This is a genomic window from Agromyces sp. MMS24-K17, from assembly GCF_043950245.1.
In the GTDB taxonomy this organism is placed as follows: Bacteria; Actinomycetota; Actinomycetes; order Actinomycetales; family Microbacteriaceae; genus Agromyces.
Map to the genome: position 1 here is coordinate 409,296 of NZ_CP171640.1, position 12,238 is coordinate 421,533.

The 12,238-nt window shown below is 70.2% G+C and carries 14 protein-coding genes; 9 read left to right on the plus strand and 5 right to left on the minus strand.

The window, feature by feature from the left end; genetic code table 11:
- Positions 1-3 precede the first annotated feature (3 nt).
- From ACGGZK_RS01755 to ACGGZK_RS01765, 3 genes are all read left to right on the plus strand, one after another.
- Entirely contained in the window at positions 4-966 is a 963-nt protein-coding gene (locus tag ACGGZK_RS01755; protein ID WP_395244552.1) for a cation diffusion facilitator family transporter, read from the plus strand.
- Entirely contained in the window at positions 966-1,673 is a 708-nt protein-coding gene (locus ACGGZK_RS01760; protein WP_395244553.1) for a glutamine amidotransferase, read from the plus strand. Before ACGGZK_RS01755 ends, ACGGZK_RS01760 begins: the two co-directional genes overlap by 1 nt.
- 100 nt (positions 1,674-1,773) lie before the next feature.
- A complete protein-coding gene (locus ACGGZK_RS01765; RefSeq protein ID WP_395244554.1) occupies positions 1,774-2,760 on the plus strand; it encodes an ion transporter in 987 nt (328 codons plus the stop codon).
- A 34-nt stretch (positions 2,761-2,794) separates the two neighbouring features.
- Here ACGGZK_RS01765 and ACGGZK_RS01770 read toward each other — a convergent pair whose 3' ends face one another.
- Positions 2,795-3,247, minus strand: a complete 453-nt coding sequence (locus tag ACGGZK_RS01770; protein ID WP_395246020.1) for a nucleoside deaminase — start codon at positions 3,245-3,247, stop codon at positions 2,795-2,797.
- Positions 3,248-3,317: 70 nt separating this feature from the next.
- On the opposite strand from ACGGZK_RS01770, the gene upp reads away from it, so the two are divergent.
- The 3 genes from upp to ACGGZK_RS01785 all read left to right on the plus strand — a co-directional run bounded on the left by upp (position 3,318) and on the right by ACGGZK_RS01785 (position 6,086).
- Complete coding sequence (upp, locus tag ACGGZK_RS01775) at positions 3,318-3,950, plus strand: uracil phosphoribosyltransferase (RefSeq protein ID WP_395244555.1); 633 nt, start codon at positions 3,318-3,320, stop codon at positions 3,948-3,950.
- Positions 3,951-4,451: 501 nt separating this feature from the next.
- Complete coding sequence (locus ACGGZK_RS01780) at positions 4,452-5,225, plus strand: winged helix-turn-helix domain-containing protein (protein WP_395244556.1); 774 nt, start codon at positions 4,452-4,454, stop codon at positions 5,223-5,225.
- A gap of 414 nt (positions 5,226-5,639) precedes the next feature.
- Positions 5,640-6,086 (plus strand): MarR family winged helix-turn-helix transcriptional regulator, encoded by a 447-nt coding sequence (locus ACGGZK_RS01785; protein WP_395244557.1) that lies wholly within the window; start codon positions 5,640-5,642, stop codon positions 6,084-6,086.
- A gap of 54 nt (positions 6,087-6,140) precedes the next feature.
- On the opposite strand, the gene ACGGZK_RS01790 is transcribed toward ACGGZK_RS01785, so the two are convergent.
- Both ACGGZK_RS01790 and ACGGZK_RS01795 read right to left on the minus strand, forming a co-directional pair.
- On the minus strand, positions 6,141-7,241 hold the full coding sequence (locus tag ACGGZK_RS01790; protein ID WP_395244558.1) for a ThuA domain-containing protein: 1,101 nt from the start codon (positions 7,239-7,241) through the stop codon (positions 6,141-6,143).
- Positions 7,242-7,515: 274 nt separating this feature from the next.
- The gene (locus ACGGZK_RS01795) at positions 7,516-7,878 is read right to left on the minus strand and encodes an ArsR/SmtB family transcription factor (protein WP_395244559.1); all 363 of its coding nucleotides are present in this window, start codon (positions 7,876-7,878) and stop codon (positions 7,516-7,518) included.
- 81 nt (positions 7,879-7,959) lie between these two features.
- On the opposite strand from ACGGZK_RS01795, the gene ACGGZK_RS01800 reads away from it, so the two are divergent.
- Together ACGGZK_RS01800 and ACGGZK_RS01805 are read left to right on the plus strand one after the other, a co-directional pair.
- Positions 7,960-9,285 carry an FAD-dependent oxidoreductase gene (locus ACGGZK_RS01800; protein WP_395244560.1) on the plus strand — a complete coding sequence of 442 codons (1,326 nt, stop codon included), beginning with the start codon at positions 7,960-7,962 and terminating at the stop codon, positions 9,283-9,285.
- Positions 9,279-9,797, plus strand: a complete 519-nt coding sequence (locus ACGGZK_RS01805; RefSeq protein WP_395246021.1) for a GNAT family N-acetyltransferase — start codon at positions 9,279-9,281, stop codon at positions 9,795-9,797. The genes ACGGZK_RS01800 and ACGGZK_RS01805 overlap by 7 nt, the downstream gene beginning before the upstream one ends.
- Positions 9,798-9,826: 29 nt before the next feature.
- Here ACGGZK_RS01805 and ACGGZK_RS01810 read toward each other — a convergent pair whose 3' ends face one another.
- Positions 9,827-10,240, minus strand: a complete 414-nt coding sequence (locus ACGGZK_RS01810; protein ID WP_395244561.1) for an arsenate reductase ArsC — start codon at positions 10,238-10,240, stop codon at positions 9,827-9,829.
- Between the two features lie 83 nt (positions 10,241-10,323).
- Positions 10,324-11,253: a metalloregulator ArsR/SmtB family transcription factor gene (locus tag ACGGZK_RS01815; RefSeq protein ID WP_395244562.1), complete on the minus strand. Its 930-nt coding sequence runs from the start codon at positions 11,251-11,253 to the stop codon at positions 10,324-10,326.
- Positions 11,254-11,506: 253 nt separating this feature from the next.
- Between ACGGZK_RS01815 and ACGGZK_RS01820 the strand changes: the two genes are divergently transcribed.
- A complete protein-coding gene (locus tag ACGGZK_RS01820) occupies positions 11,507-12,133 on the plus strand; it encodes a hypothetical protein (protein WP_395244563.1) in 627 nt (208 codons plus the stop codon).
- Positions 12,134-12,238: the final 105 nt, after the last annotated feature.

Consider the following 12,238-nt stretch of genomic DNA (forward strand, 5'->3'; position numbering starts at 1 on the left):
TCCATGAGCGCATCCGGCGGCACCAAGGCGATCGTGGCGGCCTTCCTCGCGAACATGGGCATCGCGATCACCAAGTTCATCGCGTGGGCCGTCTCGGGGTCGGCGTCGATGCTCGCGGAGGGCATCCACTCCGTCGCCGACTCGTGCAACCAGCTCCTCCTGCTGCTGGGCGGGCGCCGCGCGAAGAAGGCGGCCGACTCGGAGCATCCGTTCGGCTACGGCCGCGAGCGGTACGTGTACGCGTTCGTGGTGTCGATCATCCTGTTCTCCGTCGGCGGCGTGTTCTCGATCTACGAGGGCATCGAGAAGCTGACGCACCCGCACGAGCTCACCAACGCCTGGCTGCCGATCGTCGTGCTCCTGGTCGCGATCGTGCTCGAGTCGTTCTCGCTGCGCACCGCGGTCAAGGAGTCGAACCCGCTGCGCAACGGCCTCAGCTGGATCCAGTTCGTGCGCCGGGCGAAGGCGCCCGAGCTGCCCGTCGTCCTCCTCGAGGACGTCGCCGCCCTCCTCGGCCTCGTCTTCGCGCTCATCGGCGTCGGCCTCACCGTCATCACCGGCGACCCGAACTGGGACGCGATCGGCACCCTCCTCATCGGCACGCTGCTGGTGCTCGTCGCCGTCGTCCTCGGCATCGAGACGAAGAGCCTCCTCGTCGGCGAGGGCGCGAACGACGGCGACCTGCAGAAGATCGAGCAGGCGATCCTCGCCGGCCCCGAGGTCGAGCGCATCATCCACATGAAGACCCTGTACCTCGGCCCCGACGAGCTCCTCGTCGGCGCCAAGCTCGGGTTCGCCGCCGACCAGAAGCTGCTCCAGGTCGCGGCCGCGACGAACGCCGTGGAGCAGCGCATCCGCCAGGCCGTTCCCGCGGCTCGCGTCATCTACGTCGAGCCCGACGTGTACGTCGACCCGAACCACACCGCGCCGCCGACCGACGCGATCGTCATCAAGAGCATCGACTGATGCTCGCGCTCGTCCTGCGCCACGACGCCGGCATCGGGCTCGGCAACCTCGAGCCGACGCTGGTCGAGCACGGGTACGAAGTGCGCGTGGTCGACACGCCCGCGACGGATGTCCCGTCGCTCGACGCCCTCGCGCCCGACCTCGTCGTCGTGCTCGGCGGGGACGAGGGCGCCTACGAGGGCGACGTGCACGCCTACATCGCCGACGAGATCGCGTTCCTGCGCGAGCGGGTCGCCGCCGAGCGGCCCGTGTTCGGCGTGTGCCTCGGCGCGCAGCTGCTCGCGGCGGCGATGGACGCGCCCGTGCGGAAGGGCCCGCGCAAGGAGGTCGGCTACCTCGAGGTCGTGCCGACCGAGGCCGGCGACCGGTCGCCGGTGCGCCACTTCCGCGGCGTGCCGGTCGTGCAGTGGCACGGCGACACGTTCGACCTGCCCGAGGGCGTCACCCACCTGGCGAGCTCGGCGCAGTACGGGAACCAGGCCTTCTCCCGGGGCGACTGGCTGCTCGCCGTGCAGTTCCACCCCGAACTCACCGACGACATGCACGAGGACTGGGTGCAGCGCTGGGGCGACGAGCTGCCAGAGTACGGCCACACCCGCGACTCGCTGCGCGCGGATCGCGCGCGCTACTCGCCGCAGATGCAGGATGCCTCGCGCCGCCTTCTGGGCGAGTACCTCGAGGGGCTCGCCCACTCGACGGCGGCGTAGGCGCGACGCGGCGCGGGTCCGAACGGACGGATCGGCGACGCGCCATACTGGTGCCGCCGGCCGCCGGTCCCGTGCGGCCGTCGAGCGCGAGGAGTCGACCATGGCCAGGTCAGCGGCACGGAAAGCCCGGTCCGAGCTCAAGAGCATCCCGTACGAGATCTTCATCGGCGTCCTGTCGGTGCTCTCGATCGTCAACCTCGTGCTGCTGTGGGTCATGCACGGCAGCGAGGCGCTCCAGCTCATCCTCTGGGTCATGAACGCGTTGTTCAGCGCGATCTTCCTCGGCGACTTCATCTATCGCATGGCCACGGCGCCGTCGGCGAGCCACTACTTCTTCCGCGGCTTCGGCTGGGCGGACCTGCTCGCGAGCCTCTGGTTCCCGCAGCTCAAGGTGCTGCGCGTCTTCCGGCTGTGGCGCGTCGCGCGGCTGATGCGCGACGTCGGCACGCGCAGGCTCTGGCGCACCTTCATCCGCGACCGCGCGAACAGCGCGCTCATGACGCTGCTCCTGATGGGCATCCTCGTCCTGGAGTTCGGCAGCATCTCGATCCTCTACGTCGAGGAGGACGCGGAGGGCGCCAACATCACGTCGGCCTCGGACGCGCTCTGGTACACCATCGTCACGATCTCGACCGTCGGGTACGGCGACCAGTTCCCGGTCACGAACGCCGGCCGCACCCTCGGGACACTCGTCATCGTCGTCGGCGTCGGCATCTTCGGCACCTTCACGGGCTACCTCGCCAACCTGTTCCTCGGTCCCCGCAAGGGCGGCGACGCCGCCCCGGACGATGCGGAGGCGACGGACGGGACCTCGCCCGCCGCGCTGCCCCCGGTCACTGCGGACCACACGGCGAAGGGCCTCGCGGCGGGCGCGACGGTCGGTGCGGTCACGGCGGGCGCGGCGTCCGGGGCGGGGGCGGGGGCCGGGGCGGTCGACTCTCCCACCTCAGGAGTCGTGCCCACCCCGGGCTCCGCCTCGGCGGCGCAGCTGCTCGCGCTGCTCGAGCAGACGGAGCGGATCGCGGCCGAGCTGCGCTCCCTGGTCGGGGCGGCCCCCGGCACGCCCCCCGCACCTCCCTCGGACTGACCCGACGCGAAGCGCCCTGGTCGGGGCCGAGTCGCTACTCGACCACCGGGGACGGACCGCGACGGCCCTCGAAGAAGCCGACGAGGAGCGCCGCGGACTCCTCGGCGCCCACGCCGCCGAACACCTCGGCGCGGTGGTTGAGCCGCCGGTCGCGGAGGAGGTCGTAGACGCTGCCGGCAGCCCCGGCCTTCTCGTCCCACGCGCCGAACACGACGGTCGGGATGCGCGCGGCGAGGATCGCCCCGGCGCAGAGCACGCACGGCTCGAGCGTGACGACGAGCGTGCAGCCCGGAAGCTGCCAGTCGGCCCGCGCGGCGGCGGCGTCGCGGATGGCGAGCACCTCGGCGTGCGCGGTCGGATCGTGCCGCAGCTCGCGCTCGTTGTGCCCCCGGCCGATGACGGCGCCGGTCTCGTCGATCACGACGGCGCCCACGGGCACGTCGGCCGAGTCGGCGGCGAGGGCTGCCTCGTCGAACGCGAGCCGCATCCAGTCGAGGTGCTCGGGTCGCTGCACGCGCCCTCCCTTCGCCGGGACCCCCGGAACTAGACTCGAGCCTATGCGAGTCCACGTTGCCGATCACCCGCTCATCACCCACAAGCTGACGGTGCTCCGCGACGTGGACACCCCGTCGCCGGTGTTCCGCTCACTGGTGCACGAGCTCATGACGCTGCTCGCGTACGAGGGCACGCGCAACGTGCGCGTCGAGCCGGTCGACATCGTGACGCCGGTCGCCCCGACCACGGGCGTGCGCATCGCCGACCCGAAGCCGCTGATCGTGCCGATCCTGCGCGCGGGCCTGGGCATGCTCGACGGCATGGTCACGCTCCTGCCGAGCGCCGAGGTCGGCTTCCTCGGCATGGCGCGCAACGAGGAGACGCTCGAACCGACGACGTACGCCGAGCGCCTGCCCGACGACCTGAGCGACCGGCAGTGCTTCGTGCTCGACCCGATGCTCGCCACCGGCGGCTCGCTCGCGGCGGCGATCCACTTCCTCCTCGATCGCGGTGCGACGGATGTCACGGCGATCTGCATCCTCGCGGCGCCGGAAGGCCTCCGGGCCGTCGAGGAGTCGGTGCAGGGCCGCGAGGTCACCATCGTCGTCGGCGCGGTCGACGAGCGCCTGAACGAGAACGGCTACATCGTTCCCGGCCTCGGCGATGCGGGCGACCGCCTCTACGGCACGGTATAAGCACGACCCTCCCGCCCGACTCCCGAAGGATCTGCGAGCCGACCCCTGCCTGACCGCGAGGGCGATGCGGAAGATTTTTTTCAAGGCCGGGTTTTCACAGAATCTTCGCAGCGAAGCATCCGACGTCGTGATCCTTCCGGATGCCCCGACCCCGTTCGCACCGCGTGCGATGTCACGCGGGGTCACCCGGGCGTCATCGTTTGACACATCCGCCGGACTCGGCTTTGCTATCACCCATGACTGACACCGCCCGCAACCTGACCGCCCTCGAGGTGACCAGGACTGCCGACATGATGATGTCGGCGCGTGCGCCCATGTGTTGTCGAATGTGCCGCTGACCCGCGACCCCTTCCGCCGAATCCCGACGCCGACCGCCATCCAGGTCGCCGGGCTTCCGTGAATCCGCCGTCCCAGGTGGTTCGCCCAGGCCGATTCCGGCCGTTTCGCTCGACCCTGCGATCAGGGTCGGTCAACGCACCATCCAACACAAGGACTTCCGTCATGTCGCTCGCACTCGCTCCCATCCGCAACATCCCGACCGCCGCCACCACGGCCGCCGCCGCGCCGCTGCGCCCGGTCACCGTGGCCCCCGGCATCGAGGCCCGCCCGGCCACCGCCGCCGAGCACGCCGAGGCCTCCGGCCCGCGCGTCCGCGCCGTGCCCGACGGCACCGAGGCCCGCGGCTTCGTGCTCTACGTCGGCATCGACGAGGGCAAGGCCTCGACCGACGGCACCACGCTGCACCGCATCGTCGAGGCGCTCCGCAAGCTGACCGCCGAGGTCGCGCCGTCGGCGGAGACCTACGCCGCCGTGGCACTGGCCCCCGAGGGCGCCGGCGGCCGCGACGTCGACGTCGTGCGCCTCGCCCTGCAGGACCCGGCCGCGCTCGCCAAGCAGCGCCAGGGCGCTGGCCAGGAGACGCGCTCCGACGCCGACCGTCACCCGAACGGCGTCATCATCGACATCTCGCGCAAGCGCGTACTGCTCGACGGCGAGGCCGCCGGCCTCACCTACAAGGAGTTCGAGCTGCTCCAGTACCTCGTGCTCCGCGAGGGCCGCACGATCGACCGCCACGAGCTCATCGCCAGCCTCTGGGCCGACGACGAGGAGGCGCCGAGCGAGCGCACCATCGACGTGCACGTGCGCCGCCTGCGCTCGAAGCTCGCTCACTACCAGGACATCGTGCGCACCGTCCGCGGCGTCGGCTACCGCTTCGACCGTCACGCGGACGTCTCGATCCGCCAGGCGTCGACGCCGAGCCCCGACGTCTTCTGAGGCATCCGGGCGCTCGAACACCACGCCCCGATCTCGATCCGGGGCCGACGGAAGGCCGCTTGCAGCACCCGCTGCGAGCGGCCTTCCGCCGTCTCCGGCCGGGCGCCGGCGAGGTGTCCGCGGGGCCCGATCCGGAATCGGAAAGCGAATTCCGAAAAATAACGAACAGATAACTAGCGCCCGTTACCGGTCCGTTATATATTCGTGAGTGCACCGACTGTTTGCTGTGGCGGTCGGTGCGGAATGTGATTGCAGGACACTCTTGGTGCAAGGGAGAGGGCCGGTCGTCAGCCTCTACGACCGGCCCTCAACCGTTCCCACGGCCGGGCGGCTCGATCACGTCGCCCCGCCTCGCTACCCTTGGTGCGGACGCATCGGGCACCGTCGCCCGACGGGCCGCGAAAGGGGAATCGAGTGGCCGAACGCAACCTGACCGTCACCGCTTGGGAGTCGCTCTTCCGAGCCCAGGTCACGGTGATGCGCGCCCTCTCCGCAGAGTTCCCGTCCGAGGTCATCTCGCTCAACGAGTACGACGTGCTCTTCAACATCATCCGGTCGCCCGAACGGCAGCTCCGCCTCAAGGACCTGAACCGTCACGTGCTCATCACACAGCCGAGCGTCAGCCGGCTCGTCGACCGGCTCGCCGCGCGCGGGCTGCTGCAGAAGACGGATGACCCGCTGGACGGGCGCGGCACGATCGTCTCGGTGACCTCCGAGGGCTTCACCCTGTTCCGGCGGGTCGCCGTGGCGCACATGCAGGCGATCGAACGGCACATGGGCGCGGCCCTCGACGAGGAGGAGCTCGCCGCCCTCACCGCCCTCTGCGACCGGCTCCGGCGGTCGGTGGGCGGGGAGCGCTGACGACGGAGGGCCCCCGGCATCACGCCGAGGGCCCTCCGTCGATCCGTCGCGTGACTACGCCACGAGCGCCTGCTGCCACTCGATGAGGTCGCCGAGCTTCGCGACGAGCACCGCGTCCTGGATGCCGTGCGCCTTGCCCTGGGCCTGGCGCAGCACCTTGATCGCACCCTCGTGGTCGCCGGCGTCGGCCGCGGCCTCGGCGGTCTCGAGGTAGGCCGTCACGTCACCGGCGAGCTTCGCGTTCTTCTTCGAGTCGTCCGCGAGGTCGGCGAGGATCGTGTCGACCTCCTTGAAGGTCACGCAGTCGCCGCCGCCGGTGACCTTGCCGGCGGTCCACTCGATGCCGCCGAGGATGTGCTCGAGGAAGAGCGGGTCGCTCCACGAGGCATCCGTGTGGCCCGCGCCCTCGTACCAGGAGCGACCGCCCTCGAAGTTCTGGCACCACGCGAGAGGGTGGTCGGCGCCCATGGCGCCGCCGCCCGGGTTGTAGGTCGACTCGTCGAGCGTGATGAGCACGTGGACGTCCTCGCGCGGGTTCGTCGTGAAGTTGTACCACTCGTCGAAGCGCTCCCAGGCGGCGGGCAGCATGGTCGTCGACGGATGCCCCGGGCTCTCGACGCGCATCGTGGCGGTCTGCTGCGCGGGGTGGTTGCGGAAGCGGGCGCTGCCGCCCGTCAGCTCGCTGTACCACGGCACGGTGTGCATCGAGTCGGTCGCCGCGTGGAGGCCGACGTAGCCGCCGCCCCCGCGGATGTACCCCTGGAGGGCCGCGAGCTCGGTGTCGTTCAGCAGGCGGGGACGGGTCGGGTCGAGGTTGTTCGTCGCGTCGACCGGCGACGCGAAGATGATCGTGGCGTACTTCGACAGGTCGGCCGCGGTGGTGAACGGTGAGCTCGGCAGCGTGAGCGCCGGCTGGCCGGGCGAGCTGCCCTGGGGCGGGTCCCACACGTCGACGCCGAAGCCGTGCTCCTCGCCGAGGGCGATGATCGCGTTCGTGGTGTCGTCGATGTGCGAGTGGCGGAAGCCGAGGGTCTCCCCCACGACGAGGACCTGGTAGTCGTCGGCGGCGTTCGCGGGAACCGCGGCGATGCCGAGGCCGAGGGCGACACCGGTGGCGCAGAGCCCGGTGATCGCGCGTTGCACGTACTGCTTCATAGGTCGTCTCTCTCCTTCGAGTGGACCGAGGTGTTCGGGTTGGATCGGGTCGTCGCCATCTCCGGAACGCATATGTTGCCGTAAGCGACATATCTACACGGCACGACCCTATTCCGGCTCGAAGTCAAATGTCAACGGGTGGACGTGCGACTTTTAACCGACGGCGCGCAAAAGCAACATGGGCCAGGCGGGCGTTTCGGAGGCACGCTCGGAGCATCGATCCTGCGCCCGATCAGGGGACTTCCAATCCGAGGTGTGCCGGCGCGGCAGGGCCCTACTCGGATCGCCCGAGGAACTGGGCGATCTCGCCGATGCCCTCGGGGATGAGTCGGTAGTAGGCCCACGAGCCGCGGCGCGTGCGGGAGAGGAATCCCGCTTCCGTGAGGATCTTGAGGTGGTGGGAGACGGTCGGCTGACTCAGGCCGACCGGTTCGACGAGGTCGCAGACGCAGGCTTCCTGCCCCTCGGATGCCGCGACGATCGACAGCAGCCGGAGGCGCGTCGGATCGCCGAGTGCCTTGATCCGGTGCGCGAGTTGCTCGGCGTCCGCAGGGCCGAGGGGCTCGCGAACCAGTGGAGCGCAGCAGGCACCGTCGGTGGTGGCCGTGATATCGGTGACATCCAGCGTGGCGACCATGGCATCGATACTAGTCGATATTGACGCTTATCGATATAGCGGCCATACTGGCATCGAAGTTCATCGATATCGGAGGATGCCGTGACCTTGATCGACCTGACCGCCCGACCGGTCGAAGACACTCGTTCGTCGACGCTCCCCGTCGCGATCATCGGTGCTGGACCGATCGGGCTCGCCACCGCGGCCCACCTCGCCGAACGGGGCATCGACTTCGTCGTCCTCGAATCGGGCGACGCGATCGCCGACAGCATCCGGCAATGGGGACATACCCGACTCTTCTCGCCGTGGAAGCACCTCGTGGACCCGGCTTCCCGCCGGCTTCTGGAAGCGGTCGGTTGGGTCGTCCCGGACCCGGAGCGGGCGCCCTCCGGCGCTGAGCTCGTCGACGAGTACCTGGTCCCGTTGAGCCGGCTCGAGCCGATCGCATCGCGCATTCGGACCGGCGCCGAAGTCCTCGCGGTCAGCCGCGAAGGCATGGACCGGACCCGGACCTCGAATCGGTCGGCGACGCCGTTCGTGATCCGACTCCGCTCCTCGGGCGCGATCGAGGAGTTCAGTGCGCGGGCCGTCATCGATGCATCCGGTACCTACGGAAGCCCGAATCCGCTGGGTTCGAACGGGCTCGGGCTGCTCGGACTCGATGAGATCGCCGAGCAGGTGCAGCCGGCACTGCCTGATGTGCTCGGGCGTGACCGAAAGACCTTCGCCGGCCGGCACACGACGGTGGTCGGCGCCGGACACTCCGCGGCGAACACGCTCCTCGGGCTGGTGCAACTCGCGCGCGAGGTGCCGGGCACTCGGGTCACCTGGCTGATCCGGAACGCGCAGGCCGCGCGGGTGTCGTCCTCCGCCGATGACGAACTCGCCGACCGTGCCAAGCTCGGCGGCCGCGTCGACGCCGCGGTGCGGCGCGGGGACATCCAGCTCACCGACGGGTTCGAGATCCTCCGCGCCCGCCGGACCGGCGACGGGGTCGAGCTCGTCGGCCAGCGCGGCGGCGAGATCGCCGTGCACGCGACGGACATCGTGGTCAACGCGACCGGATTCCGCCCCGACCTCGGCATCCTGCGGGAGATCCGCCTCGACCTCGATGACATCGTCGAGGCCCCGAGGCGCCTTGCCCCGCTCATCGACCCGAACGTGCACTCCTGCGGCACCGTCGAACCGCATGGCTTCGCCGAACTCACCCACCCCGAGCCCGGGTTCTTCATCGTCGGCATGAAGTCCTACGGCCGTGCGCCGACGTTCCTGCTCGCGACCGGCTACGAGCAGGTGCGGTCGGTCACCGCGTGGCTCGCCGGCGACCTCGCCGCCGCGTCGACGGTCGACCTCGTGCTCCCGGCGACCGGGGTGTGCTCGACCGACCTCGGCGGCTCGTCGAACTGCTGCTCGAGCGCGGGATGCTGATCCGCGCGATGGGCGCCGCGGACTGGCCTGCGGTCGAGGAGATCCTCGGCCAGGGCATCCGAGGCGGCGAAGCGACCTTCGAGACCGGCACCCCGACCTGGGACGCGTTCGACTCCGGCAAGTTGGCGACCCCGCGCCTGGTCGCCGAGCGCGACGGGCTGGTCGCCGGATGGGTCGCTGCATCGCCGGTATCGACGCGCGAGGTCTACCGGGGCGTGATCGAGCACTCCGTGTACGTGCACGAGGACGCCCGCGGCGTCGGCGTCGGCTGGGCGTTGCTCGACGCGTTCATCGATGCGGCCGAGGCGGCCGGGGTCTGGATGATCCAGTCGAGCATCTTCCCGGAGAACACCACGAGTCTCCGCCTGCACGAGCGCGCAGGGTTCCGGGTCGTGGGCCGGCGTGAGCGGATCGCCCGCTCCGCGCTCGGCCCGCACGCCGGCCGATGGCGCGACACCGTCCTCGTCGAACGGCGGTCGACACGCAACGGACTGCCCGATCAGTCGCCCTGAACCCGCCGCACGGGTACGAGGAAGCGTGCTCAGGCACGCGCCTCCGGGAGCAGTTCGGCCAGGAGCGATTCGACCCGGCCGCGGATCTCGTCGCGGATCGGGCGCACCGCGTCGATGCCCTGGCCGGCCGGGTCATCCAGCTTCCAGTCCTCGTACCGCTTGCCCGGGAAGATCGGGCACGCGTCGCCGCAGCCCATCGTGATCACGACATCCGACTCGCGGACCGCGTCAGTGGTCAGCACCTTCGGCACCTGGCCCTGGATGTCGATGCCGTCCTCGGCCATCGCCTGCACCGCGACCGGGTTGATCTGGTCCTTCGGCTCGGACCCGGCCGAGAGCACCTCGACGCGGCCCCCGCCGAGTTCCCGCAGGAACCCCGCGGCCATCTGCGACCGACCGGCATTGTGCACGCAGACGAACAGGACGGTGGGCTTCTCGGACATCAGCAGACCTCTCCTCGGTTCCAAGAAAGCATAGACAGAAATCTATGCATCGTGAACCTCGCGAACGGGAGTTCGGCGGACGTTCATGCGGCCGGTTCCTCGAGGGTCGCGATGAGGCCCCGGACCCGACGATCGATGTCGTCGCGGATCGCCCGGACATCCTCGATCCGCCGCCCGACCGGGTCATCCAGTTCCCAGTCGAGATAGCGGATGCCCGGGTAGACCGGACACGCGTCGCCGCACCCCATCGTGATCACGACGTCCGCGGCACGCACGACCTCGTCGGTCAACGGCTTGGGGAACTCTCCCCCGAGCGCGACGCCGACCTCCTCGAGCGCCGACGCGATCGCCGGCGACACCGCCGACGCCGGCGCGGAACCCGCCGTGCGAACATGCACCCGGTCCCCCGCGAGCTGTCGCAGCAGCGCCGCCGCCAGCTGCGACCGACCCGCATTCTGCACGCACACGAACAACACCTCGGGCACCCCGCTCGAGCCCTGATCCCTCGCGGCGACCGCGGAGAGTCGCTGCGCCGAGAACTCCGCCGTCCGCGACGCCAGCCGCGACCCGCCACCGGCACGCGCGAGCAGGTCGCGACTCTCCGCGACGAACCGCTCGACCGTCTCGCGACCGAACGTGCCCGCGAACCGGACGGACAGATCCTCGACCACCCGATCGAACACCGCCGCATCGGGTTCGACTGCGGCCTCGCCACCCAGCACCTCGATCACACGATCGAGCCGGCCCGGAGCGACCGAATACCAGACCCGTCGCCCCTCCGGACGGCGCTCGAGGACGCCCGCATCGGTCAGCACCTTCGCATGATGCGTGATGGTGGGCTGGCGCAGTCCCATCTGCTCCGCCAATCGCGTCACCGTCGATCGCCCCTCGGGTGCGCTGAGGACCAGGCGAAGCATCCGAGCGCGCGTCGGCTCCGACACGGTTGCCGAGAACTCCTGAGCCAGACTCATAGACCCCAGTCTATGAGCGGGCCGGCACCCGGTCCGGCGCACGTGACTGGCCTCCCGGCACGTGATCCACCGTGATCAAAACGGCACCGATATATGAGAGACGGCGGAGCGGACCCGTTGCACTCCTGGGGAACCACCAGCGCCGACCGCACGAATAGCGTTTCTGCGGCTCCTCGATCACGAGAGCGTGTGCCGGATGCGGGTCGCTTCCGTTCAATCGTGGGCAGATTTGCGGGCAGGAGCGGCGGTCCAGGCGAACTGCTCGAGCGTCTCACAACCGCTCAATCACAGGGCGATGACGACGAGCGACCATTTCTCGGTGTGCCGGGCGTTTCCGAAGGGCATCGCGCGGTCCAGTCGCTATTCGCCGTTCCCACGGCTGCGACGGCAGTCGATCTCCCTGTTGAGTGATCGGCGTCGGGCTTCGACCCTGCGGCGACTCCGGTCGCGAAGCCACGCGATCCAAAACGGGATCTGGACGACGATCACAATCGCGAGCAACAGCCAGGGGAGCCACACCGGCGCGTCGCTCAACGCCCAGGGAACCTTCACATGGGCATTCTTTCCCATCGTTGCGTGTGAGAGAGAAACCCTCGAGCGCGCCGAGGAGGACCGGCGCATCGCGTCGACCCCCGCGCGCGGCGTCAACCTGCCGAGGAAGGCACCCAAGAAGCGCGTCTGCCTGTCGCACGGACAGGTCGCGCTCCTGGCGGGGCACCCCGGCGAGTGCGGCACGCTCGTGCGCGTTCTCTCCTACACAGGTCTTCGACGGGGAGAGGCGACCGCGCTTCGTGTTCGGGATCTGGACCTGCTGCGGCTCTTGATCGCCGTGAACGGAGGAGAACGGCGGGGCGGGAACCCTACCTCCCGCCCCACCGCGGCCCCCAGGGGAGGCCTCCTCTCGCCGGGCGACCCGAACTGAGCCCGACGAGACCTGCCCGGCGAAGCCGGGAGGAGTACGGCGACCCGCAGGGACCGATGGGGCCGGCGGGGCCGGCATCACGGTGACTGGGTCTGGTCCGGGTCT

What these genes read in the sequence shown, in the direction of transcription:
- ACGGZK_RS01755 (WP_395244552.1), top strand. Translation starts at nt 4, where the DNA reads ATGAGCGCATCCGGCGGCACCAAGGCGATCGTGGCGGCCTTCCTCGCG.
- ACGGZK_RS01760 (WP_395244553.1), top strand. Translation starts at nt 966, where the DNA reads ATGCTCGCGCTCGTCCTGCGCCACGACGCCGGCATCGGGCTCGGCAAC.
- ACGGZK_RS01765 (WP_395244554.1), top strand. Translation starts at nt 1,774, where the DNA reads ATGGCCAGGTCAGCGGCACGGAAAGCCCGGTCCGAGCTCAAGAGCATC.
- ACGGZK_RS01770 (WP_395246020.1), bottom strand. Translation starts at nt 3,247, where the DNA reads ATGCGGCTCGCGTTCGACGAGGCAGCCCTCGCCGCCGACTCGGCCGAC.
- upp (WP_395244555.1), top strand. Translation starts at nt 3,318, where the DNA reads ATGCGAGTCCACGTTGCCGATCACCCGCTCATCACCCACAAGCTGACG.
- ACGGZK_RS01780 (WP_395244556.1), top strand. Translation starts at nt 4,452, where the DNA reads ATGTCGCTCGCACTCGCTCCCATCCGCAACATCCCGACCGCCGCCACC.
- ACGGZK_RS01790 (WP_395244558.1), bottom strand. Translation starts at nt 7,241, where the DNA reads ATGAAGCAGTACGTGCAACGCGCGATCACCGGGCTCTGCGCCACCGGT.
- ACGGZK_RS01795 (WP_395244559.1), bottom strand. Translation starts at nt 7,878, where the DNA reads ATGGTCGCCACGCTGGATGTCACCGATATCACGGCCACCACCGACGGT.
- ACGGZK_RS01805 (WP_395246021.1), top strand. Translation starts at nt 9,279, where the DNA reads ATGCTGATCCGCGCGATGGGCGCCGCGGACTGGCCTGCGGTCGAGGAG.
- ACGGZK_RS01810 (WP_395244561.1), bottom strand. Translation starts at nt 10,240, where the DNA reads ATGTCCGAGAAGCCCACCGTCCTGTTCGTCTGCGTGCACAATGCCGGT.
- ACGGZK_RS01820 (WP_395244563.1), top strand. Translation starts at nt 11,507, where the DNA reads ATGACGACGAGCGACCATTTCTCGGTGTGCCGGGCGTTTCCGAAGGGC.